This window comes from Tropicimonas sp. IMCC6043, from assembly GCF_004146235.1.
Taxonomy (GTDB): Bacteria; Pseudomonadota; Alphaproteobacteria; order Rhodobacterales; family Rhodobacteraceae; genus Tropicimonas.
This window is the reverse complement of the sequence record NZ_SELO01000009.1, coordinates 117,506-140,474: the sequence shown is the minus strand read 5'-3', so window position 1 is coordinate 140,474 and position 22,969 is coordinate 117,506. Positions and strand designations below refer to the sequence as shown.

The 22,969-nt window shown below is 65.4% G+C and carries 23 protein-coding genes and 1 tRNA gene; 10 read left to right on the top strand and 14 right to left on the bottom strand.

Going from position 1 to position 22,969, the window contains the following annotated elements; all coding sequences use genetic code 11:
* Positions 1-394: 394 nt before the first annotated feature.
* Positions 395-910, top strand: coding sequence for a hypothetical protein (locus EU800_RS11440; protein WP_129632118.1), 516 nt, complete (start codon positions 395-397; stop codon positions 908-910).
* A 129-nt stretch (positions 911-1,039) separates the two neighbouring features.
* On the opposite strand, the gene EU800_RS11435 is transcribed toward EU800_RS11440, so the two are convergent.
* The 3 genes from EU800_RS11435 to EU800_RS11425 all read right to left on the bottom strand — a co-directional run bounded on the left by EU800_RS11435 (position 1,040) and on the right by EU800_RS11425 (position 2,747).
* On the bottom strand, positions 1,040-1,564 hold the full coding sequence (locus EU800_RS11435; protein WP_129632115.1) for a UPF0149 family protein: 525 nt from the start codon (positions 1,562-1,564) through the stop codon (positions 1,040-1,042).
* 142 nt (positions 1,565-1,706) lie between these two features.
* Positions 1,707-1,781: transfer RNA gene (locus EU800_RS11430), tRNA-Asn, on the bottom strand.
* A gap of 87 nt (positions 1,782-1,868) precedes the next feature.
* Complete coding sequence (locus tag EU800_RS11425) at positions 1,869-2,747, bottom strand: MBL fold metallo-hydrolase (RefSeq protein ID WP_129632111.1); 879 nt, start codon at positions 2,745-2,747, stop codon at positions 1,869-1,871.
* Between the two features lie 42 nt (positions 2,748-2,789).
* On the opposite strand from EU800_RS11425, the gene EU800_RS11420 reads away from it, so the two are divergent.
* Complete coding sequence (locus tag EU800_RS11420; protein WP_129632108.1) at positions 2,790-4,109, top strand: ATP-binding protein; 1,320 nt, start codon at positions 2,790-2,792, stop codon at positions 4,107-4,109.
* 193 nt (positions 4,110-4,302) lie between these two features.
* Positions 4,303-4,944, top strand: a complete 642-nt coding sequence (locus EU800_RS11415) for a DUF924 family protein (RefSeq protein WP_129632105.1) — start codon at positions 4,303-4,305, stop codon at positions 4,942-4,944.
* Between the two features lie 32 nt (positions 4,945-4,976).
* Here the strand turns inward: EU800_RS11415 and EU800_RS11410 are convergent, their stop codons facing one another.
* The 3 genes from EU800_RS11410 to EU800_RS11400 form a co-directional block, all read right to left on the bottom strand.
* Positions 4,977-6,149: a pyridoxal phosphate-dependent aminotransferase gene (locus EU800_RS11410; RefSeq protein ID WP_129632102.1), complete on the bottom strand. Its 1,173-nt coding sequence runs from the start codon at positions 6,147-6,149 to the stop codon at positions 4,977-4,979.
* An 82-nt stretch (positions 6,150-6,231) separates the two neighbouring features.
* Positions 6,232-7,074 (bottom strand): fumarylacetoacetate hydrolase family protein, encoded by an 843-nt coding sequence (locus EU800_RS11405; protein ID WP_129632099.1) that lies wholly within the window; start codon positions 7,072-7,074, stop codon positions 6,232-6,234.
* 19 nt (positions 7,075-7,093) lie between these two features.
* A complete protein-coding gene (locus tag EU800_RS11400) occupies positions 7,094-7,324 on the bottom strand; it encodes a sulfurtransferase TusA family protein (RefSeq protein ID WP_129632096.1) in 231 nt (76 codons plus the stop codon).
* Positions 7,325-7,452: 128 nt separating this feature from the next.
* Here EU800_RS11400 and EU800_RS11395 point away from each other — a divergent pair, with 128 nt between their 5' ends.
* Entirely contained in the window at positions 7,453-8,202 is a 750-nt protein-coding gene (locus tag EU800_RS11395; protein WP_129632093.1) for a cytochrome c biogenesis CcdA family protein, read from the top strand.
* Positions 8,203-8,239: 37 nt separating this feature from the next.
* On the opposite strand, the gene EU800_RS11390 is transcribed toward EU800_RS11395, so the two are convergent.
* Positions 8,240-8,785 carry a hypothetical protein gene (locus tag EU800_RS11390; RefSeq protein ID WP_242500519.1) on the bottom strand — a complete coding sequence of 182 codons (546 nt, stop codon included), beginning with the start codon at positions 8,783-8,785 and terminating at the stop codon, positions 8,240-8,242.
* A gap of 296 nt (positions 8,786-9,081) precedes the next feature.
* On the opposite strand from EU800_RS11390, the gene EU800_RS11385 reads away from it, so the two are divergent.
* Both EU800_RS11385 and EU800_RS11380 read left to right on the top strand, forming a co-directional pair.
* The gene (locus tag EU800_RS11385) at positions 9,082-9,756 is read left to right on the top strand and encodes a PEP-CTERM sorting domain-containing protein (RefSeq protein ID WP_129632087.1); all 675 of its coding nucleotides are present in this window, start codon (positions 9,082-9,084) and stop codon (positions 9,754-9,756) included.
* A 165-nt stretch (positions 9,757-9,921) separates the two neighbouring features.
* Entirely contained in the window at positions 9,922-10,236 is a 315-nt protein-coding gene (locus EU800_RS11380; protein WP_129632084.1) for a GYD domain-containing protein, read from the top strand.
* A gap of 86 nt (positions 10,237-10,322) precedes the next feature.
* Here EU800_RS11380 and acnA read toward each other — a convergent pair whose 3' ends face one another.
* Entirely contained in the window at positions 10,323-13,076 is a 2,754-nt protein-coding gene (gene acnA, locus EU800_RS11375; protein ID WP_129632081.1) for an aconitate hydratase AcnA, read from the bottom strand.
* A 328-nt stretch (positions 13,077-13,404) separates the two neighbouring features.
* Between acnA and EU800_RS11370 the strand changes: the two genes are divergently transcribed.
* Both EU800_RS11370 and EU800_RS11365 read left to right on the top strand, forming a co-directional pair.
* On the top strand, positions 13,405-13,869 hold the full coding sequence (locus EU800_RS11370; protein ID WP_129632078.1) for a hypothetical protein: 465 nt from the start codon (positions 13,405-13,407) through the stop codon (positions 13,867-13,869).
* 95 nt (positions 13,870-13,964) lie between these two features.
* Positions 13,965-14,684 carry a thioredoxin family protein gene (locus EU800_RS11365; protein ID WP_129632075.1) on the top strand — a complete coding sequence of 240 codons (720 nt, stop codon included), beginning with the start codon at positions 13,965-13,967 and terminating at the stop codon, positions 14,682-14,684.
* A gap of 2 nt (positions 14,685-14,686) precedes the next feature.
* Here the strand turns inward: EU800_RS11365 and EU800_RS11360 are convergent, their stop codons facing one another.
* The 4 genes from EU800_RS11360 to EU800_RS11350 all read right to left on the bottom strand — a co-directional run bounded on the left by EU800_RS11360 (position 14,687) and on the right by EU800_RS11350 (position 17,836).
* On the bottom strand, positions 14,687-15,649 hold the full coding sequence (locus EU800_RS11360; protein ID WP_129632072.1) for a lysophospholipid acyltransferase family protein: 963 nt from the start codon (positions 15,647-15,649) through the stop codon (positions 14,687-14,689).
* A gap of 208 nt (positions 15,650-15,857) precedes the next feature.
* Entirely contained in the window at positions 15,858-16,958 is a 1,101-nt protein-coding gene (locus EU800_RS11355) for a flagellar motor switch protein FliG (protein WP_242500518.1), read from the bottom strand.
* A gap of 107 nt (positions 16,959-17,065) precedes the next feature.
* Complete coding sequence (locus tag EU800_RS26820) at positions 17,066-17,230, bottom strand: hypothetical protein (RefSeq protein ID WP_165354639.1); 165 nt, start codon at positions 17,228-17,230, stop codon at positions 17,066-17,068.
* Positions 17,231-17,341: 111 nt separating this feature from the next.
* Positions 17,342-17,836, bottom strand: a complete 495-nt coding sequence (locus tag EU800_RS11350; protein ID WP_129632069.1) for a DUF2478 domain-containing protein — start codon at positions 17,834-17,836, stop codon at positions 17,342-17,344.
* A gap of 88 nt (positions 17,837-17,924) precedes the next feature.
* Here EU800_RS11350 and EU800_RS11345 point away from each other — a divergent pair, with 88 nt between their 5' ends.
* Positions 17,925-18,644 (top strand): alpha/beta fold hydrolase, encoded by a 720-nt coding sequence (locus EU800_RS11345; RefSeq protein WP_129632066.1) that lies wholly within the window; start codon positions 17,925-17,927, stop codon positions 18,642-18,644.
* On the opposite strand, the gene EU800_RS11340 is transcribed toward EU800_RS11345, so the two are convergent.
* On the bottom strand, positions 18,632-19,081 hold the full coding sequence (locus EU800_RS11340; RefSeq protein WP_165354638.1) for a hydrogenase maturation protease: 450 nt from the start codon (positions 19,079-19,081) through the stop codon (positions 18,632-18,634). The two genes, EU800_RS11345 and EU800_RS11340, sit on opposite strands and share 13 nt — an antisense overlap.
* Positions 19,082-19,205: 124 nt before the next feature.
* Positions 19,206-19,904: a cyclic nucleotide-binding domain-containing protein gene (locus EU800_RS11335; protein WP_129632060.1), complete on the bottom strand. Its 699-nt coding sequence runs from the start codon at positions 19,902-19,904 to the stop codon at positions 19,206-19,208.
* Positions 19,905-19,933: 29 nt separating this feature from the next.
* On the opposite strand from EU800_RS11335, the gene EU800_RS11330 reads away from it, so the two are divergent.
* Positions 19,934-22,948 carry a methyl-accepting chemotaxis protein gene (locus tag EU800_RS11330; RefSeq protein WP_165354637.1) on the top strand — a complete coding sequence of 1,005 codons (3,015 nt, stop codon included), beginning with the start codon at positions 19,934-19,936 and terminating at the stop codon, positions 22,946-22,948.
* Positions 22,949-22,969 lie beyond the last annotated feature (21 nt).

Genomic DNA, 22,969 nt, shown 5'->3' with positions numbered 1-22,969 from the left:
TAGGTCTAGAACAAGCGTTTGGAGCCGTGATCGGCGCCTCGAGAACGGGGTTTTCCGCAGCGAGGGCATGGATCACTTAACTCCGCCTCTGGCATGGTGGCCTTCGGATCGAACCAGGCCATTTCCGGGGCTGGAGCCCAGGGACGCGGTTCTACCCCGTCCTCTACATGCTGACCAGGATGGGGGAGGCGCGGGATTTCGGCACCGGGATCGCGTTGAAGAAGAACATGCTGGGCAAGATGAGTTCTTTGGAAGTTCTTCACATCCTTCCGAAGGCCCAACTCTTGCGGCGGCATCGAGGGTTAACCGCCGCAGCAGCGCTCGCCAACCCTTCGGTTACGAATGACCGCACGGGAAATACTTGCAGGGACGGTCGACGGGGGAGGAACTCGCCATGAAGATTGATATCACCGGAAAGAATGTGACTAAGGACATGCGCAAGATCGCCCGTGACTGTTTTGCCGAGCATGGAAATGTCGGGTGCGTGACGGTGGGCGTGGCGCGCATTGGATCATCACTGGGTAGCTCGCCTCGGCAGGTCTCAGGCGGCACGCGTCACGGCTATTTCGCGCTGAGCGGTGCCACGGGCCGCACGGTGCTGGAGAACGCTCTGATCGGCGAGGGGCTTGCGACTGCAAATACTACGGCAGCACTTCAATGTACTGGACGATTTCAACGCGCACACCTAATCCTGCGCTGCACGGCGCGCCGCGCCCAAAATACGAAGAGGGATCTCGCCCCCCGGCGGCGCACGTATACGGCTGTGCGGTTTCGGCTCTTGGAGTGTGTCGCCAGCACGGACGGCCGGATCACGCGTGACTGCTCACAATGGGACGGTCCGGCCCCTGACGGCAAATTGGGGATGAGCCGGGTGCTGGCGACACCAGACGATGTGTATTGTTTTCCGTAGACGTGCATGTGACAAAACGAGCGCGCTAGCCACATGTTGCTGATTTGCAGCAAATCGAACGACGTTGTGGCCACCAAGGAGCAGCGAATGACTTTGGAGCCTTATCGCCGCCGACATTGAGCGGTCCAGCTACTCCCTCAACAGCGCATAGATCGCCGGAACAACCTTCGGGATTGCATCCGCTGCGGCAGCTAGCGTGTCGTCGATCTCTTCTTGATGCAGTCCAAAGAGCGAGTTGCCGCGATCGTCGAACATGTGGGCTAGGATTGGCAGCATGAGCTTCGCACCCTCAGATGTCTCGACCTTGGACTTCCAAGTTGCAGGTGCCAGCTTTACGGCGTCCATGAAACCTTCGCACCAGTCCATGGCGATTACATGGCCTTCCTTCATCTGCCAGAATACTGGTTCGATAGGCTGAGATTGTTGCTCCAAGATCGAGTGGATTTCGTCGAACCGATCAGTAACTAGTTTCTTGATGTCGTCCGGCACGGCATCAGGATCTCCAAGAGCGGTGACCATCCAAACCTCCTCCGGGATCTCTTCCGGAAGACAGGCCACGCCGGTCAGGAAGCCGTCGAGATCTGAAATTGCCATCGAAGTCTCGGGCGCGTCATCGGAGGAGAGGTACTGGTCGAGTTGCTGAAAGGGATCCATCGGGCAGAAGGCTCCAGTTGGATGAGGGGCCAAATCTGGCTTGGAAACAGCGTTCTGTTTGGACGGTTGTTTGGACCGAACGCGGCGCTACTGAAGCGCAAATGGGCACGATTATTCAATATTCTGATATTGTTGGTATTTTTGGCTCCGGCGGTAGGGATCGAACCTACGACCAATTGATTAACAGTCAACTGCTCTACCGCTGAGCTACGCCGGAACACGAGGGCGGATATAGCAATGCACCCAGAAGGCGTCCAGAGGCATTTTGTGATTTTGTCACAATCCTCGGTCCGCGCGCTCCCGTCTAGGCAAGGCACACGAGACCGGTTTGGTCCGCCGCGCTAGAAACAACGTTTTTCTCTTCCAGGTCAATGATATGGGCGAGGATGTTGCGCTCGGCGGCCGACCGGAGCCGGGACGGTGTGTCGGTATAGATCCGCGCGGCGAGGGTACCGATCGTGGCCGGGCCGCGCGCGAGTTCGTCGAGGATCTGCCGCTCGCGCTCGCGCCTGTGGTCGATGAGCCACGCGAGCCGGGACGTGGGGTCGGGGACCGGGTCGCCATGGCCGGGATAGAAGACACGGTCCTCGCGGGTGGCGAGCCGGGCGCAGGAGTCGAGGAAGGCGGTGAGGTCGCCGTCGGGCGGCGAGATCAGCGAGGAGGCCCATCCCATGACGTGGTCGCCGGTGAAGAGCGCGCCGTTCCAGGCAAAGCACATGTGGTTCGCGATGTGGCCGGGCGTCCAGAGCGCCTCGATCTGCCAGCCGTCGCCCGCCACGCTCTCCCGGTCGGCGAGGCGGCGGTCGGGGGCGAAGGCATGGTCGATCCCCTCGCCGCCGCCGATGGTTCCCTCCGCTGCCAGCCGCTGCATCACCGGCCGGCGTCCGTCCTCGTGCGTGCCGAAGGCCAGCACCGGTGCGCCGGTCCGTTCGCGGAGGCGGCGGGCCAGTGGCGAATGGTCCAGATGCGAATGGGTGACGAAGATGTGGCTGACGCGCTCGCCGGGATCCAGAGCGGCGAGGATCGCCGCGAGATGAGCCGGGTCGTCCGGTCCCGGGTCGATCACCGCGACGTCGCCGCTGCCCAGGATATAGGTGTTGGTGCCGCGAAAGGTCATCGGCGAGGGGTTGGGCGCCGTCAGGCGGCGCAGCCCGGGCTCGGGTTGGTCGGGGCGCGGGGCCATTTTGCCGTTCCTCTCGATGCGTCGCGACGATAGCCTTGTGCCATGAATCTCGACTGGCTCAAACGCTCCATGCCGCGTGGCCTGTACGGGCGCGCCGCGCTGATCCTCGTGGTGCCGGTCGTGGTTCTGACGATCGTGGTGTCCGTGGTCTTCGTGCAGCGCTATTTCGAGGACGTGACGCGGCAGCTGACCTACGGCGTGGTGCTGGAGCTGCGGGCGATCCAGGACCGGATCGAGGCGGCGCCGGATCTCGATACCGGCCTCGCCGAAGTCGCGCCGCTGGCCGATACCCTGGCCATGCAGATCTGGCCGGCGACAGAGCGGCGCAGCGGTGTCGAGCGGACCTTCTACGACGTGTCGGGGCTGGCCGTTGTCGACACGCTCGAAGACCGGATCGGTGATGTGAGCGCCGTCGACCTCGCCTCTTCGAGTCGGATCGTCCGGTTGCAGCTCGAAACCACGCATGGCCCGGTCAATGTCGAGTTCAGCCGACGGCGTGCCTCGGCCTCCAACCCGCACCAGTTCCTCGTGGTGCTCGCAACGATCGGCGTGCTGATCACCGGAATCGCCTTCCTCTACCTGCGCAACCAGCTCCGCCCGATCACGCGGATGGCCGATGCGGCGGAAGAGTTCGGCAAGGGGCGGGTGGTGCATTACAAGCCGTCGGGCGCACTCGAGGTCCGTGCTGCGGGGCGGGCCTTTCTCGACATGCGCAGCCGGATCCTGCGGTATATGGAGCAACGCACGATGATGCTCTCCGGGGTCAGTCACGACCTTCGTTCGCCGCTGACGCGGATGAAGCTGACGCTCGAGATGATGCCCGAGGAGGAGGGGGTCGAGGAATTGCGGCAGGATGTCGTGGACATGGAGGGGCTGATCGATGCCTTTCTCGACTTCGCCCGCTCCGACCATTTCGACGACCCCGTGCCGGTGCGGCCCTCCGATCTTGCACGCACCGTCGTCGATAAGGCGACACGGATCGGCGGCAACGTCGAACTGCGGCCGACGCCGGAGGAGGAGACCGTCATCCTGCGCCGCACCGCCGTGGAACGGGCGCTCGGCAACCTGCTGGACAATGCCCTGCGGTATGGCAAGCAGGCGCGCGTGTCCGTGGAGATGCGGGAGCGGCAGGTGATCTTCACGGTGGAGGATGACGGCCCGGGAATCCCGGAGGACCTGCGGGCGGAAGCGATGAAGCCCTTCGCCCGGCTCGATCCGGCGCGCAATCAGGACAGCGGGTCAGGGGTCGGGCTCGGCCTCGCGATCGCCTACGACATCTCTCGCCGGCATGGCGGGACGCTCCGGCTGGGTGCGAGCGAGGCACTCGGCGGACTTAAGGCTGAGTTGGTGCTGGCGCGGTGAGCGGAAGGTTGGAACGGGCCCGGCGCTGGTCTTCGCAACTATCGCCACGGCAGCGCTGGCATCTTTCTGAGTCTCCGGCAGGTGACCCGGGCAGCGGATCGGGACGCGGAGCCGTTCGCGGGGGTCTGTCGTAAGGCTTTGGATCTGTGGGAAGCCGCGCTAGGCTGCGTCCTGCAACAACACGGAGTTCTCCATGGACGCTGCAGTGCGCGACTACAGTCCGGACGACGTGCTCGACTATTGGTTTCCCGACGACGGCTTCTGCGAGAGCCGGGACGCCTTCGAAGCCTGGATCGAACACCGGATGCAGGGTGGGGTGGACGATCATATCTGCACTCATTTCGTCGGACTGACCACCGCCGCCGCTCAGGGCCTTCTGGATGATTGGGCCGAGACGCCGCGCGGGCGGCTCGCCCTGATCCTTGCCCTGGACCAGTTTCCACGGTCCCTCTGGCGGGACACTCCCGGAGCCTTTGCGCAGGATTGCAAGGCCACCCGCCTTGCAATGGAGGGAATCCGGAATGGCCATTTCAAGGCAATCAAGGCCTGGGAAAAACTGTTCTACCTGATCTCGCTTGCCCATTGCGAGGGACCCGATCACCTTGCGCGCTTTGACCTGATCGACGAGATCACGGAAGAAATCATCGCGGAACTGCCACCCGCCCTCGAATATGCGGCCGACTCGCTGCGTGCCCGGAATGCGCGGGTTCGCGGCATCATCGAGCGTTTCGGCCGGCATCCGCACAGGAATCCGATCTATGGCCGTGTGTCGAGCCCCGAAGAGGAGGTCTATATCGCGGCAGGAGATTTCCCGCATTTGCCAAGCAAGTCGTAGGAATAGGCGACGGGTGATCGCCGTGCCTTGTCTTAGCCGGTGCGCGTCAGGTAGGCCTCCATCCGCTCCAGTGCGCGGGCGATGTTCTCCGCCGAGTTGGCGTAGCTGAGACGGATATATCCTTCGCCGAGGATGCCGAAATCTGGGCCACCGATCGTGGCGACGCCTGCCTCTTCCAGAAGAGCCGAGGCGAGTTTCTTGGCTTTCCAGCCGGTTTGGCGGACATTCGGGAAGGCGTAGAAGGCGCCCTTCGGGGTGATGCAGCTCACGCCGGGGAGGGCGTTCAGGCCATCGACGACGAGGCGGCGGCGGTTGTCGAACTCGGCGACCATGGCGCCGACGGCATCCTGCGGGCCGGTCAGTGCGGCGAGCGCGGCGTATTGCGACGGCGCGTTGACGCAGGACCAGGCGTTGACGGCAAGTTTTCGGATCTTGTCGTAGAGCGCGTCGGGCCAGACCGAGTAGCCGAGCCGCCAGCCGGTCATCGCATATGTCTTGGACCAGCCGTTGAGCAGGATCAGGCGGTCTCGGATCTCAGGGTAATCGAGCAGGGTGACGTGTTCCTCGCCGTCATAGAGCATCTGGTCGTAGATCTCGTCCGACAGAATGGCGATCTCGGGGTGTTCGGCGAGGCCCGCCACGAGACGGTCGACCTCTGCGCGCGGCGTGACCCCGCCGCAGGGATTGGCGGGAGAGTTGAGGATGATGAGGCGTGTGGCCGGCGTGATCAGCGCGAGCGTTTCCTCGGCTGAAAAGGCGAAGCCCATCTCCTCGCGGATCGGCACCGGGACGGGCGTCGCGCCGGTGAACTCGATCATCGAGCGGTAGATCGGGAAGCCGGGGTCGGGATAGAGGATCTCCGTTCCCGGCGCGCCGAACATCAGGATGGCGGCGAACATCGTCACCTTGCCGCCGGGCACGATCATCACGTTGCCGGGGTTGACCTCGGCACCGAAGCGGCGGTGCAGGTCGGCGGCCACCGCCTCGCGCAGGGGGAGGATGCCTGTCGCCGGCGTATAGCCGTGATGGCCGTCCCTGAGCGCCCGGATCGCGGCCTCGACGATATGCGGCGGGGTCGGGAAATCGGGCTGGCCGATGCCGAGATTGATGATGTCGCGGCCTTCGGCGGCGAGTTCGCCCGCGCGCGCCAGGACGGCAAAGGCGTTCTCCTCTCCGATCCGGTCGAAACCGGCGATGGTCTTCATTTTCGGTCCTTTCAGGACAGGGAGCGCCGCCGGCGCGGCGTGCCTCTGACGGGGGTATTTCAAAGCAGAAGAAGACCCGGGGTCAGGCACCCCAGGCCCGCGCGACCTGCCGCTGCTCGCCGAGGCCGGCGATGCCGAGGCGCATCACGTCGCCCGGCTTGAGATAGCGTGGCGGCTTCATCCCCATGCCGACGCCCGGCGGCGTTCCGGTGGAAATCAGGTCGCCGGGCTTCAGCGTGATGAACCGGCTGAGATAGCTGATGATCTCGGCCACCGAGAAGATCATCGTGGCGGTGTTGCCGGTCTGGCAGCGCTCGTCGTTGACATCGAGGAACATGTCGAGCGCCTGCGGGTCGGGCACTTCGTCAGGCGTGACCAGCCAGGGACCGGCCGGGCCGAATCCATCGCAGGACTTGCCCTTGACCCATTGGCCGCCGCATTCGAGCTGGAAGCTGCGTTCGGAAAGGTCGTTGACCACGCAATAGCCGGCGACATGGGAGAGGGCGTCCTCGACCGTGACATGCGCGGCTTCGCGGCCGATCACGACGCCAAGCTCGACCTCCCAGTCGGTTTTCTCGGAGCCTTTCGGGATGGTCACGGGGTCATTTGCCCCGGTGGCCTCGCAGACTTTCATGAACAGGATCGGCTGTTCCGGGATCGGCATGCCGGATTCCTCGGCATGGTCGCGGTAGTTCAGGCCGATGCAGAAGATCCTGCGGATATCGGCGAGGATCGGGGCGTAGTCGGCGTTTTCCACCGCCTCGTAGTTCGACGGGTCGATATGCGCCAAGCTCTCGAGCGCGCCGGAATCCAGCGTGCCGGCCGTGAGATCGCCCATCATGGAGGCGAGGCTGCGCGGCGTGCCGTCGGCGTCGATCATTGCGGGGATCGTCCCGGTCTCGGTGCGAATGCGGCAGAGTTTCATCTTTGTCCTCCCGGGCGGATCAGCCGCCCTTGCGAATGCGGAATGCCACGTGGTCCCCGGCCTGGTCCTGCCCGAGAAGCGCATGGCCGGCCTCGGAGCAGAAATGCGGGAAATCGATGACCGCGGCCGGGTCGTCCGACAGGACGCAGAGCTCGGCGCCGCGGGCCAGCGGCGCGAGCGCCTTGCGGGCCTTCAGCACTGGCAGCGGGCAAAGCAGGCCGCGGGCGTCGAGCGAGATCGGATCGGTCATGACACCTGTCTAGGCGCGCGCCCGCCGCCCGTCCAGCGGGCATCAGCGCGCGGTCCACGTTGTTGTGACCTGAAAGCGCGTGGACCGCGCGCGCGCGACAGGATAGATCGGTGCGGACAGGAGGCTCCATGTTCGGACTGGACATCATCGACGCGGCCTTGTTGCCGGCCATGACGATTGCGCTCGTAGCGGGCCTGATCTCGTTTCTCAGCCCCTGCGTGCTGCCGATCGTGCCGCCCTATCTCGCCTATATGGGCGGGGTCAGCATGTCGGACATGTCGGGCGGCGGCGGGCGGCGGCGGGTGGTCCTGACGGCGCTGTTCTTCGTGATGGGGCTCTCGACCGTCTTCCTCTTCCTGGGCTTCACCGCCTCGGCCTTTGGCGCCTTCTTCCTGCAGAACCAGCAGGTCTTCAACACGCTGGCCGGCCTTCTGGTGATGGTCTTCGGATTGCATTTCCTCGGCATCTTCCGCATTCCCTTCCTCGAACGCGAGGCACGGCTCGATGCCGGCGACCGGGGCGGCTCGGCCTTCGGCGCCTATGTGCTTGGGCTCGCCTTCGCCTTCGGATGGACCCCCTGCATCGGCCCGCAGCTCGGTGCGATCCTGAGCCTCGCGGCCTCGGAGGCGAGCCTGTCCCGCGGCACGATGCTGCTCGGGGTCTATGCGGCGGGCCTTGGCATTCCGTTCCTGCTGGTCGCCGCCTTCTTCCCGTCGCTGACCGGGCTGATGGCCTGGATGAAACGTCACATGGAGCAGATCGAGCGGATCATGGGGCTGCTGCTCTGGACCATCGGGTTGATGATGTTGACCGGCGGGTTCTCGCAATTCTCCTGGTGGCTCCTGGAGACCTTTCCGGCGCTGGCGCAGCTCGGTTGACCGGCGTAGATGCTCAGCGTCCTGCGCGGCCCGGAGGTCAGTGCCCGTCCACGTCGAGCCAGAGCCGGCCGTCACGATAGCCGCCGCGGATCACGCGATCCGGTTCGCCCAACTCCGGGAAATCCTCGACCCAGTCGCGGAACCGGTCGTTGCTGACCACGCGCGCGTCGAGATCGCGGGCGACGGTGAGAATGATCGGGTCGGCCGGATTGCCCTTGTCCACGACCATGACCCGGTCCCGCGGCAGGCCGAGCCGTCGCGCCAGGTCCTTTTCGCCCTGGAATTTCCCGTCGAGCTTGTAGCCGGCATTGGCATCGAAGATCACGCCCGGCGTGAAGCCGAGCGCCGTCAACCGGTCGGTCACTTCGCGCAGGGTCTCGAGTCGCGGGGTGTCGTCCTTCCAGTGCATGACGTTGGACCCGTCCAGAACGATCGGGTGTTTCCCGCCGGGCTTGCCAGCCCAGCCCTTGATCAAGAGGTAGAGACTGGCCAGGGCGGAGGGCACGGCAACCAGAAGCAGGTCGCCGAGCATCGGCACGAGGAGCGCTGCAGCGACGCCCGCGATCGACAGCAGAAGGAGCAACAGAGGGATCATCATTCCGGCAGGCTATGGCGCGAGGTCGGGCCTGTCCATGGCTTCGAGCCGTGCGGGCCCGATGGATGCGACCGGCGGTGCGGTGTTGCCTCTGGACACAATCTCCGCCGGCATCCGGGATAGTGCAGGGGGCAGGGTGCGCCATCTGAGGTCATGCCGAAAAACCCGAAAAATCGTCGCGAGTTCGCCCAGTTTCCGCGGGAGGAAGGAGCCGCGAAAAACAACCGGCGGGGCCGGCAGGTATTTTGTGAGGAGTGACCACGTTTCGGAGGTTTGGACGAGTTTTGACTGTAGCGGCTGCGATTGGCGCGGTCGGGCCGGCCATAGCGCTGTCGATCGATTTCGAGGACATCGGCACCGGCGCCGAACTCAAGGTGCTGGACGGCACGGAGTATTCCGCCTTCGGAGTGACCTTTTCCTCGAGCGACGAGATCCGCCTGGTGAAGGTCGGCGGCGCGGTTCACGGGTTCTACCCGGGCGACAGGCCCAAGCCCACGGGTGCGCTTGGCGACTATTTCCTCGCCACCGACCTGAGCGGGTTCACGGACCTGACCATCTCGCTCGGCGGGCTGGCCCAGAATGTCCGCTTCGACATGGTCGACATCGATGGCCCCGAAATCTTCAACGTCACGGCCTTTGCGCTGGACGGGTCCGTGCTTGGCCACCGCACACTGCTCGGCCGGGACGATTCTGATGACGTGACCGGCGACCAGGTGGTAACCACCGTTGCATTCGGCGGCCTTTCCGAGGGCATTCACCGCATCGAGATCCTCGGCACCGCTACCCGGTCGCGCAACATCGGGATTGCCTTCGACAACTTCGAGATGGAGCCGCTGCGCAGCCTGACCGAAGTCGTCGACGCCGCCGTAGCTGTCCCCGTGCCGGCGAGCCTGCCGCTGCTCACGATCGGCCTGGCGGGTTTCGGTGCGCTTTCGACGCGCAGGCGTCGAGCGGGCTGACCCGAGCAGGGTTGACGCTAGGGAAACCCCACTCTTCGTGGTAGGGTCGGGGGACCTGGCGTTTTTCGCCGGCTGGTCCGGTGCGCCGAACCTTTCCCCGGTCGCGGCCGGGAAATCCCGCCGGCGTCTCCGTGTCCGATCCTTCCATAAACAGGGAGACAGTCGATGCGTGCCATCTTTCTTTCGTGCTTCACCCCCGCAGCGGTGAAGGGAATCATTGCCGGAAGCGACCGTGTGGCGGCCGTGGAAAAGACCATGGCGGCCGTGGGGGGGACTCTGGTCAGCCTTCAGTTCACCCGCGGAGCCTATGATACCGTCGTGATCGTGGATGTTCCGGATCAGGCGACCGCCGTCGGGGTCGCGGCCGCGGTTCTGGCGAGCGGCAGCATCGCCAAGCTCGAGTTGCTGGAAGTTCTGGACATGGAGCCGGTCCTTGCGGCCGCTGGGAAGGCCGCGTCGGCATACAAGGGTCCGAGCTGAGTCCTGCGCTGATCAGACATACTGAACAAAAAAAAGCCCCGGCGACACGCGCCGGGGCATTCTGCAATCGGTCGTAACGGCCTGTATCAGCCGGCCGCCTGGGCGAGGTTGCGCAGCACGTAGTGCAGCACGCCGCCATTCTCGATATATTCGATCTCCACCGCCGTATCGATCCGGCATTTGATGGTGATCTCCTTCACCGTGCCGTCCGGCGAGGTGATTGTGCAGGGCACTTCCTGAAGCGGCTGGATCGTGTCGAGTCCGGAAATCGAGATCGTCTCGTCGCCGGTGATCCCCAGCGTCTTGCGGGTGTCGCCGCCGGTGAACTCGAAGGGAATCACGCCCATGCCGACGAGGTTAGAGCGGTGGATGCGCTCGAAGCTTTCGGCGATCACCGCCTTGACGCCGAGCAGGCTGGTGCCCTTCGCCGCCCAGTCTCGGCTGGAGCCCGCGCCATATTGCTCGCCACCGAACACGACGAGCGGGATGCCGGCGTCCTGATAGGCCATCGAGGCGTCGTAGATGGAGGTCTGCGCACCGTCCGGCCCCTTGGTGTATCCGCCCTCGACGCCGTCCAGCATCTCGTTCTTGATCCTGATATTGGCGAAGGTGCCGCGCATCATGACCTCGTGGTTGCCGCGACGCGAGCCGTACGAGTTGAACTCGCGCACGGGAACCTGGCGCTCGACGAGGTATCTGCCGGCCGGCGTCTCCGCCTTGAAGGAACCTGCGGGCGAGATGTGGTCGGTGGTGATCATGTCGCCGAGCACCGCGAGGACGCGCGCGCCCTCGATATTGGTGATCTTGCCCGGCTCCTTGGACATGCCCTGGAAATAGGGCGGGTTCTGGATGTAGGTCGAGGAGGCCGGCCAGTCATAGGTCTCCGATTCCGTCGTCTCGACCGCCTGCCACTTCTCGTCGCCCTTGAAGACGTCGGCATATTTCGCCTGGAAGGCCTCGCGGGTGACGGTCTTTTCGACCAGTTCCGCAATCTCCTGGTTCGACGGCCAGATGTCCTTGAGATAGACGTCCTTGCCATCCGGCGTCTGGGCCAGAGGCTCCGAGGTGATGTCGATATTCATGTCGCCGGCGATCGCGTAGGCCACTACCAGCGGCGGCGAGGCGAGGTAGTTGGCGCGGACATCCGGGGAGATCCGACCTTCGAAGTTGCGGTTGCCCGAGAGCACCGAGGTCGCCACGAGGTCGCCCTGGGCGATGGCCTTGGAGAGCTCCGGCTGGATCGGTCCGGAGTTGCCGATGCAGGTGGTGCAGCCATAGCCGACGAGGTTGAAGCCGATTGCGTCGAGATGCTCGGTGAGCCCGGCGGCGTCGAGATACTCGGTGACCACCTGGGAGCCCGGCGCCAGCGAGGTCTTGACCCACGGCTTGCGGGTGAGACCCAGCTCATGCGCCTTCTTGGCGACGAGACCGGCGCCGATCAGCACATAGGGGTTCGAGGTGTTGGTGCAGGAGGTGATCGAGGCGATCACCACGGAGCCGTCGTTGAGCTCGTATTCCTCGCCCTCCACCTTGACCGACTTGATGATCTCGCGCGGCTTGGTGGCGAGCCCGCCTTCTCCGGCCATGTCCTTGGCCTCGGCGGAGATGTCGATGCCGCGGTAATCCGCCACGACCCTTTTGAAGGCTTCCGCCGCGCCGGTCAGGGCAACGTAGTCCTGCGGGCGCTTCGGACCGGAGATCGCCGGAACGATCTCGCCCATGTCAAGCTCGAGCGTGTCGGTGTAGATCGGCGCGTAGTCGGCGCCGCGCCACATACCGTTCTCCTTGGCATAGGCTTCGACCAGCGCGATGCGGTCCTCGTCACGCCCGGTCTGGCGCATGTAGCGCAGGGTCTCGTCATCGACGGGGAAGAAGCCGCAGGTGGCGCCGTATTCGGGGGCCATGTTGGCGATGGTGGCGCGCTGCGCCAGCGGCAGGTTGTCGAGGCCGGGGCCGTAGAACTCGACGAACTTGCCGACCACGCCCTTCTTGCGCAGCATCTCGACGACCTTCAGCACGAGGTCGGTGCCGGTGGTGCCCTCGACCATCTCGCCGGTGAGCTTGAAGCCCACGACCTCGGGGATCAGCATCGAGATCGGCTGGCCGAGCATCGCGGCCTCGGCCTCGATGCCGCCCACGCCCCAGCCCAGAACGGCGGCGCCGTTGACCATGGTGGTGTGGCTGTCGGTGCCGACGAGCGTGTCGGGATAGGCGACTTCCTTGCCCGACTGGTCGGTGTCGGTCCAGACCGTCTGGGCGAGGTATTCAAGGTTCACCTGGTGGCAGATGCCGGTCCCCGGCGGGACGACGCGGAAGTTGTCGAACGCCTTCTGACCCCACTTGAGGAAGGTGTAGCGCTCCATGTTCCGCTCGTATTCGCGGTCCACGTTCATCTGGAAGGCGCGCGCGTTGCCGAATTCGTCGATCATCACCGAGTGGTCGATGACGAGATCGACCGGGTTCAGTGGGTTGATCTGCTGGGCGTCGCCGCCGAGCCCGACGATGCCGTCGCGCATCGCCGCGAGGTCGACCACGGCGGGCACGCCGGTGAAGTCCTGCATCAGCACCCGGGCCGGGCGATAGGCGATCTCGCGCGGGTTCTTGCCGCCGTTGGCGCCCCATTCGGCGAAGGCCTTGATGTCGTCGACCGAGACGGTGAAGCCCGCATCCTCGAAGCGCAGCAGGTTCTCCAGCACCACCTTGAGCGCGGCGGGAAGGTTGGAGAAATCTCCGAGCCCTGCGGCCTGCGCCGCCGGGATGGAGTAGTAGGAGATTGTCTTGTCGCCGACGGTAAGATCCTTGCGGGTCTTGGCGGTGTCCGTTCCAACTTTGATCGGCATCTCGTGGCCTCCCTTCCAGGTCCAGGGGTTCGCTGATGAGTCATGTGCCCGAGCGCGGCCAAGCAATCAAGGGCTCATCGGTGGGTCTTGCCGGCTATGTATACCATTGCACACCGAAAGCAAGAGACTTTGCGCGCGGCCTGCGACATGAGGCCGGCGCCGGCCGGGGGAGTGCGGGCGGCAGGGCATTCTCCTCTCCCGCAAGACCATATGCGCAAAGGCAATTCCGGAGCCCCTAATGAACACTCTACGCGAGCTGTCTCACTGTCTCAGGCTGGCGCAGCCGGCGCGCTCGTGTAGGATATGCGGGGTTTGGCTGGAGGAGACGATGGCGGAAAGCGGGAATCAGGCGGATGCGGACCGGCTCGCGGAACTGCAGGCGCAGGTTGACCGGATCGAACAGAAGATCGACCGGATGCTGGGGCTCTACGATGCGCTCGGATTGATCGCGGCAGGATTTCCGGCGCGGGTGATCGGGGCCCTGCATTCGATGTCGCCGGCCGAACATGTGGCGCTGCAGATGGTCCTCGACCGGCGCTCGAATCACGAGATCGCGGTCTGCCTCGATGTGGACGAGGCGCGGGTGGCCGAATGGGTCGCCTCGGTGACCGGCAAGCTCGGCGCCAGCAGCCGCGCCGAGATCCGCCAGAAGGTGCAGCCGGTAATGGACGCCATCCCGGCCGAGGAATACGCCACCGCCAGCGGCGGCATTCCGAAGGACTGGAACAACAGATATGGCGTCGGCGGCATCCCCGACCCCTATCGGCGAATCTATCACCCCGACCCGGACTGACGCAGGACAACGTTACGAATTGCCCACGTCTTGTTGATTGGCCGTCGCTGCCCGCGGCGGCTATGACGGTCATCATCGAAGAACCGAGGCGACCGATGAGAGCGAAGACCCTGATTGCAGGACTGGTGGCAGCCATGGGGCTGCTGTGGCAGACGCCGGCCGCTCAGGCCGATCCTGGCGCGAAGGCCGGTCCGGTGGTGGTCGAACTCTTCACCTCCCAAGGCTGTTCTTCCTGCCCGCCCGCGGACGCGCTGCTTCAGGAACTGGCCGAGCGGTCCGACGTATTGCCCTTGGCGCTGCATGTCGACTACTGGGATTACATCGGCTGGAAGGATTCCTTCGCCCGTCCGGAGCATACGGCGCGTCAGAAGCGCTATGCGCATTCCGCCGGCTCGCGCACGATCTACACACCGCAGATGGTCGTCGGCGGGGTGGACCAGATCGTCGGCACACGGCCGATGGCCGTCACTGACGCGGTGATGCGGCATTTGCAGATGGGTCCGGTGGTGGATCTGTCGGCGCGGCGGTCGGGCGATTCGATCCGGGTGACCGCGCCGAAGCCGGACGTTCCCGGCAATTACCGTGTGCAGCTCGTGCGCTTCCTGCCGGAGAAGACCGTGCGTATCGAGCGCGGCGAGAATGCCGGTCAGACGATGGAATACATCAATATCGTCACCGACTGGCGGGTTCTCGGCGACTGGTCCGGCCTCGAGCCGCTCGACATGAGCTTTCCCGTCCCGGGCCCGGAGAAGAGCGCGGTGATCGTCCAGCAGGCCAAACAGGGCGCGATCGTCGGCGCGCTGCGGCTCCCCTGAACTCAGCGTGATTTCTGCCGTGGCAACGCCGCCGGGTGAAGCCCGGGCTGCATACCCTTGCCGCCCATCCATTTGCGTTTCCAGCGCCGGTGGATCCAGAACCACTGGCCCGGATCCTCTAGGATGCGCGCCTCCAGCGAACGGTTGAAAGCGGCGGTCATCTCCTCGGGCGTGCCGGGCGGGATCGGTGCCTCGAGGACGAAGCGGAAACTGAGCCCGTCGGCCTGGCGGATGCCGTAGAAGGGGATCAGCGGGGCGTCGAGTTTCAGGGCAAAGTCCGCGGAGGAGAGCGCGGTGCGCGCCGGTTTGCCGAGAAAGTCCATCTCGATCCCGCCGCCGACATAGAGGTCGTTGAGGATGATCGCCGTGCCGCCGCCGCGAAGGTGGCGCAGCAGCTTGCCCATGCCGGCACGGCCCTGCTCGAAGAGCGGTCCGCGGTCGAGCGAGGCGACCGCGTCGACATAGTGCCTGTTCACGAACGGATTCTGCATGGGACGGTAGAGGCCGCCCGCCGACATGCCACGCGCGGTCAGGCAGATATAGGCCAGCTCGTAATTGCCGTAGTGGCCAGTGATCAGGATCGCCGGCCGGCCGGCTGCCTGCGCCGCACGGAGCACCTCCCAGCCCGGACCTTCGGGTTCGACCCCCTGCATGCGCGCTGCGAGGTCTTCCATCGAGAAATGCTCGATCAGCGTGCGGCCGATATTGTCGGCCGCCGCGCGGGCAATGGCCCGCCGCTCGCTTTCCGGGCGGTCGGGCCAGACATAGTCGAGATTGTCGAGCATCCGCCGCCGGAAGACGCTTACCACCCGTACCGCGCCACGCGCCAGGGCACCGAAGAGTGGCACGCGCCAGGCGTAGGGCAGGCGGCAGGCGGCCCAGATCGTCGCCCGCAGGGCGCGGTACTGAAGCCAGTCGGCAGTGCTGCCCGACGCCGCGTCCCTCTGCCGATCCGTCGATCCCATGGGCCCCCCCTTCGAGGCCCGCAGACATAGGCAAGCCTGCGCGTGTTCACAAGCCTGTCCGAGCGGGGCCGGATCGGGGACGACGTCATTTCCAGGTGTCGGTGCACGCCGGTCATGATGGTGGTCCGTGCCGCATCGCAACCATGCCGGCCGCTGCCATTATCGAAAGGTGTGGCGGCTTGGGTGGAGCGCCGACCGAAGTCCGCTCCTAATTCTCCTCGGCGAGAAGCAGCACCTCGCCAACCTCGACAAGTCGCCGGATCTCGCTGACGACGGCGTTCATGGCCTCCTCGCCCTCAACCGCGGAGACCTTGCCGGCCTCGGCGATCTCCTCGCGCAGCGACTCGGCCATCCGCTTGGAGATATTGTCGAGCACATAGTCGCGCGCCGCTTCCATGGTCCCGTCGCCTTCGCAGGACGCGAGCGCCTTGACCAATACGCTCTGCTCGATGCCGCGAACGATCTTGGGGATATCGCGTTCCGTGACCCGAGCGGGGATATTGGCGAAGGTGAAGATGGCGCGGCGCACCTCCGCGGCGAATTCGGCATCAGTCTCATCGAGCCCGACCAGCACCTCGTCGCGTGTGGCCGCGCGGCTGTAGTTGAGAATCGCGCCGACACGTTCCACCGGGTCGACATCGAAGGCGCTCATCGGTTCGGCATCGAGTTGGGAGGCGAGCGACAGGCCGATCCGCTGGACGGTCTCCGGCAACACGTATCCGGTGCGCGAGATCGCGTAGGAAAGCTCGCGGGCGCGCATGCCCGACAGCATTCCAAGGAGTTTCGCCGCCTGGGCGACAGAGAGTTTGGACAGCATGACCGCACCGACCTCGGTGCTTTCCTGCTCGAGCACCTTGATCAGCCGCTCTGGCGCCAGACCCGAGATCCGGTCCCATGGATCGCCCCGCGCGGCGATGCCGGCCTCTCGGCGCAGCCGGGACGATGTCGCAGCACTGATATGACCGTCGACGGCGCCGAGCGCATCCTCCATGCCTCCGGGAAAAGTAAGTCCGATCGAGTCCATCTCGCTGACGAATTCCGAGATCACCGCCTGTAGCGTGTCGCGGTCCACGCTGCGCATCTCGCTGAGAGTTCTGGTGATCGCGACCTGGTATGTCTCGGGCAGGTCGGAGAGCGGCGGCGCCGCGCCCTCGGCGAGCAGAAGCTGGACGACCACGGCGGCCTTTTGTTGCCGGGAAAGCTGCTTGCGCGGCGCGGGTGGCGCGGCCGCTGGCATCGAGGCGGGCGCTCCCGACACCGGATGGGCGGACGGGATGGCTAATGGAATCGGGGAAATGTCGTCGTTCATCGCCGGCACCTGCGCATCGCTAGATGGCAGGGTATCCGGCACCGACTTAAAAGGGCGTTACCGGCGATGTGTCACCGGTAACGCCGCGCGTCGATATGCGGGTTGCGTCAGCTGGTGGACGGTTGAACGCAGGTTCCGGTGGTGACGTCGTAGCTGGCGCCCTCGGGGCATTGGCTCACGCTCTGCTGATTGTGCTGAATGGCGCATTGGGCAATGGCGGCCGCCGGCGCGAAGCACAAAAGGAGGATCGCCGCGGACAATTTGAAGCGCATGGTAGTCTCCCTGTTCGAACGTGACGTAACGGTAGCACGCTTTCGCCCCGGGTCAAAACGCTGTGATCGCGCCGCGTTCGGTTCGGCACCGTTGCTCAGGCCGTACAGAACTCAGCCGCGGGTCCAGGCAAGGAGGCGGTCGAGATCGCAAGGAAGTTCCTCGCCGATCCCATCGGAGAAGGCGAGATAATCGCCGATCGAGCCCTCCGTCACGCCGACGACGACCGGAATGCCCTCGGCCAGCGCCGTGCCGATCAGGCCGCGGAAGCCGCGCCCTTCGGCCTCGTGGCCGCCGAACTTGTTGACGATCAGCAGATCGGCGCCAGCCGCCAGCCGCGTTTCGCATTCATGCACGGCGATCTCCAGCCGCTCCGGGTCGAGGCGACAGCCGCTGGAGCCCGGACCCAGGGATTGCGAAATGCGCAGCTCCGGCCCGTCGGGCAGCAGGCGGAGGTCCATGTCGCTGGGCCCGTCCTCGACCGGGCGGCGATTGATCTGGACGGCGCCAACGACACGCGCGCCCTCGGCCGCGCGCGCCTCCGCCAGACGGCGCAGGGTGGCATTCATCTCGCCGGGGATGTCGGATCGGATATGAGCCAGTCGCATGGTCTCTGCTTCTTGTCTCGTCGCCTGACCCGCTCTAGCACGAATGTGATGGCGGGAAGAAGCCCGACCGACGCCATGGGAGGAGGAGATGCGCATCATCCTGGTTCACGGCGCCTGGGGACGGGCAGAGATCTGGGGCAGGGTGCCGGATCTGCTCCGGGCGGCCGGCCATTCGGTCGAGGCCGTCGACCTGCCCGGCCATGGCGCCGATCCGACGCCGCCCTCCGACGTCGGCCTGGCCACCTATGGCGCGGCACTGGCAGCACGGCTCGCCTCGGGCAACCCGGCGGTGATGGTGGGTCATTCTATGGGCGGCATGGCGATCTCGGCGGCGGCGGAGCGTGTGCCGGAGCGGGTGCGGCAGCTCGTCTATGTTGCCGCGTTCCTGCCGCGCGACGGCGAGTCGCTCCTGTCGATCAAGCGCCGCGAACCCCAGACGATCGGCCCTGCGGTTCGCCGTGGCCGGGAGCGCGGCACGACCGCGCTGGATCCCGAGGCGGCACGCGACATCCTGTTCCAGGATCTCGACCGGGCGGCGCAGGACAGGGCGCTGGCGCTGCTCGGGCCGCAACCCGATGCCGGTCAGACCGATCGGATCGCGCTCAGCGCCGGGCGTTTCGGCTCCGTGCCGCGCGACTACATCCTCTGCACCGAAGACCGGACAGTGACGCCCTGGCTGCAACGCGCCATGTGCGACGAAAGCCCCTGCCGCCGCATCGAGGAGATTTCCAGCGGACACTTCCCGCAGCTCTCGAGGCCGGATCTGCTCGCAAGGCGCCTCTGCGGGCTGCTCGATCAGCCGGTCTGAGCCGCGAGCGTCTCGATCAGTCGTGCCGCGGCCCACTCCACCTTTGGAGAGAGCCCGACGCCTTGCGAGAAATCCTGCCCCTCGATTCCGATCAACAGCAGTTTCGGCGGCAGGCACCCGAGCGAGCGGGCGGTTTCCACCAACTCGCCGAGGCCAATGCTGCCGGCCGGGTGACGGAAAAGGTCTTGCGGCACCGGTCCGGCGGCGGCGTCGATCCGCGTCACTGTACCCGGAGGGTGCCCGGCATGGGTCGCGTCGAGGAGCACCAGGTCGGAATGGGTGTCCATCGCCTCGATCAGCGCAGCGTCGTCGCGGGAGATCGTGAGTACCGGCAATCCGCGCTGGGAAAGCGCCCGGGCAAGCCAGATCCCGACGCCGCCATCGCGCCGGTTGGCCACGCCGAGGCCGATATGGACCCTTTGTCCGGTCTTTCCCATCCACATTCCTCTGCGCGGCGCCGCGGGCAGCCGCGCCGTCTGCGGTCGCCGGGCCGATTGTTTCCCAATGCGAAAATATGGCAGCTAGACTACACGATTTCAAGATCTTGCTGCGGTGCGGCGACTATCCGCCGGTCAGCGCGCTGAGCAGTTGCAGCCTCTGCGCACGGAACCGGTCGGCCAGGTGCGGCAGCCAGTTCTGGTAGAGCCGGTAGCCGAGCGCGGGATGGGCGTTGCAAAGCGCCCGCACGCCCGCGGCGTCCAATGCCACCGCCCGTACATCGCTCAGGGCAACGGCGTCCGACAGGCGCCGAAACGGCGGCATCAGCCAGGCCCAGCCGAGGATGTCTCCCGCAGAGAGCGTCTCGATTCGAACCGGGTCGCGGTCGGGCAGGGCATTCTGCACCGCGACTTCGCCTTCCAGAATCAGGATGACCGCGTCGGCGACATCCTCTTCCTGGAAAATCGTCGAGCCGGCCGGGAAGGTTTCCATCCGGGCATGCCGGGCCAGTTGCCGGCGTTCCTCCGCGTCGAAGGCATGGAAGTCGGGATGGTCGGCCAGAAGGGATTCGATCAGATTCATGCGTTTCGGCGCTCCTGGGCTTGCCGCGTCCGGCCCGACGAAACCCGGCTCCCGGCACCGATCAGCCGGCGCCGAACCGGCGGGCGAGACCCAATCTAGCGGGCGGACACGACCGACGTGCATGATCCATGTCAATGAAATGTCGTCAAGTCGCGCTCTCGCCGAACCACTTAAGCGGATTTTCATGCCTTGTGGCAATGGTTGCCGCGATGAGCTGTCGCGGCGGATCGCCGTCGACATGTGTACTGGCTTACGGAGGCCGTGAACCCATGCGTTTGCTGAACAACTTCAGGTTCGCGATCAAATTGCCGCTGATCGTGACCGTGATCGGTCTTCTCGCCATCGGCACAACCACGCTTTTCGCATGGCGCGAGATGCGTGAGCAATCGATGGTGGACGCGGCGCGGCGCCTGGAACTGGCAGCCCGGACCCGGGCCGAACAGACCACCGAGTTCTTCGAGGAGTTCCGCGATGCGGTCGAACTCGAGATCGGGCTGGCCGGCACACAGCAATCCGTGATGGCGCTCAGCCTCCCGTTCCAACGGGACGATGAGGCGCCCGCGAACACCCATTATGCGGCCACCCAAGCCGGTTTCCATGATGGTTTCGTTGCCCAGGCCAAGCGTGGCGGGCTGTCTGACATTCTTCTCGTCGATCAGCAGGGAAACGTCGTCTACACGCTGGCCAAGGCCGACGATTTCGGCACGACGCTCGCGCCAGACGGCTCGGGAGATCCGCTCGCCGCGATCTATGCGGCGGCCAGTGCTGCGGCGCCGGGAAGGGCTGTGGTGAGTGATGTCGTGCGATATGACCCCGCCGGTGGCATCCCGTCGGTCTTCGCGGCAGGCGCTGTTCGCGCCTCGAACGACGAGGTTCTCGGTGTCCTGATTCATCGAAAGCCGATCACCCGGCTCAACGAGATCCTGCAGTCTGGCCGCGACCTTCCCGACGGTTCGGAGGTCGTCCTCGTCGGACCGGACGGCGCGCTGCGCAGCGACTCGACGCTCGCAACAGCGCCGACGGCACGGATCCGGTCGATGTCCTCCGACGCGGTGACTTCGGCGCTGCAAGGCAGGTCCGGGACGATCCGCGCCGATACCCTGCAGGGCGCGCCAGGATTGCTTGCGTTTGCACCGGTGCCCGTCCCCGGTTCGACCTGGGCTGTTGTCGCAGCGGAACCGCTCGAGAGCCTGTTCGCTCCGTCGCGCGCCTTTCTTGTCTCCGTCGCCTGGAAGGCCGGTCTGATCCTCGTCGTGAGCTCGTTGCTCGGCTGGATGCTTTCGCGCAGCACGGCGGCAACGATGGGGCAACTGCGACGCGCGATGAGCGATATCGGCAAGGGCGACCTCGAGATCGAAGTGCCGTGTCTTGGCCGACGCGACGAGATCGGCGACATCGCCGCCGCGCTGGTCGATCTTCGCGACGACTTCAAGAGCGCGTGCGCGGCCGAACATGACACAGGGTTCCAGAGCGCGGCGCTTGCGGCAACCACCGCCGCGACGATGCTTGTCGGTCGCGACATGCGGATTCTGTATCTGAATCCGGCGCTCGACCGGATCCTGCGTCTGCATGTCGAGGCGCTGAAGGACAACTGCCCGGACTTCGACCCCGACAGCCTTGTCGGTCAGCCGATTCAGATGGTCCACAGGGACTTAAGCCAGATCGAAAGACTCCTGTCCGGACCCGAGGACCTGCCCGCCACCGCCGACATTCGCTTGGGCGAGACCGATTTCGCCCTGACGATCAGTGCAGTGATCGACGCCGGCGGGGCCTATGTGGGAAATGTCATGGAATGGCAGGACGTGACCGACGCGCTGATGCAGGAGGCCTTGTTTAGGACGATCGACGACAATCTTCTGACCGCCCGGATCGAGACGGACGGAGCAATTCTTCGGGCTAACGCCCTCATGGCCGAATGCTTGGAAACAGAGCAGGCGGAGTCGATCGGACGGAGTCTTCTGAGCCATTTCGCTCCCGACACTGGTACACAGGTTGGGTCGGAGGAGATGCTCGAGCGTCTTCGCTCGGGCGAGGTGGTCCGGGGCACCTTCCGCGTCACCGGCGTGGGGGGGCGGGAGTCCTGGGTCGACGGAAGCTTCGACCCGGTACTGGACCGGCAAGGGCGTGTGCTGCGGTACCTGTTCATAGGAACCGACGTCACGGAAACTGCCATGGAGATCAGGGATGCCGAAGAGCGCCTTCGTGCCATGGTTGCGGCCCAGGCAAGGGTTTTCGACGGTCTCCGGGTCGGTCTGGCAGAACTTTCCAAGGGAAATCTGAGGGTGTCGATCGACACGGCTTTCCCCGACGAATACGAACAGTTGCGCAAGGATTTTAACCAATCGGCGTCGAACCTGATGACAGCGATGACCCAGGTTGCTGAAAACGCCGCGTCCATCCATGGCGAGGCGACAGAGATCAACACTGCCGCGGAGGATCTGTCCCGACGCGCCGAGAAACAGGCGGCGACCCTTGAGCAGACGGCCGCGGCGCTGGACGAGCTGACCTCCAGCGTCCGCTCCGCTGCCGAAGGCGCTGCCCGTGCCAACGAGGTGGTTGTGGATGCGCGTGGGAATGCCGAGAAGAGCGGCGATGTGGTCGAACAGGCGGTCTCGGCGATGGGAGAGATCGCGACCTCCTCCGGGCAGATCTCGAAGATCATCGGCGTCATCGATGACATCGCCTTTCAGACCAACCTGCTGGCTCTCAACGCGGGCGTCGAGGCCGCCCGCGCGGGCGAGGCAGGCCGTGGATTCGCCGTCGTCGCCTCCGAAGTGCGCGCGCTTGCCCAGCGTTCGTCCGATGCCGCCCGGGAGATCAACGACCTGATCTCGAGGAGCGGAGAGCATGTCCGCAAGGGCGTGGAACTCGTCGGTGAGACGGGGACCGCCCTGAAACGGATCGTCGAGAGCGTCTCGGGCATCGCCGGCCATGTCTCGGAGATCGCCGTTTCGGCGCGGGAGCAATCCACCGGGCTGGCGGAGATCAATACCGCCGTCAACCAGCTCGACCAGGTGACCCAGCAGAACGCCGCCATGTTCGAAGAAACCAGGGCGGCAAGCCACGCGCTCACGCGCGAGGCGTCGGCGCTCGCCGACACGATGGCACGGTTCCGCACAGGCGTTCGTTCTGAACGAGTCAGGGTCGCGCAGCGTGGCATCAAGCCGCCGCAATCTGCGCGCCCGGCGCCAAAGCAGGCCTTGGCGAGTGCAGGAGCGGTCTCCGCGTCGACGCCGATGCCGGTAACGGAGGCCGACCTGGACAGCGACTGGGAGGATTTCTGATCCGCAGCGCCGTGACCCGAG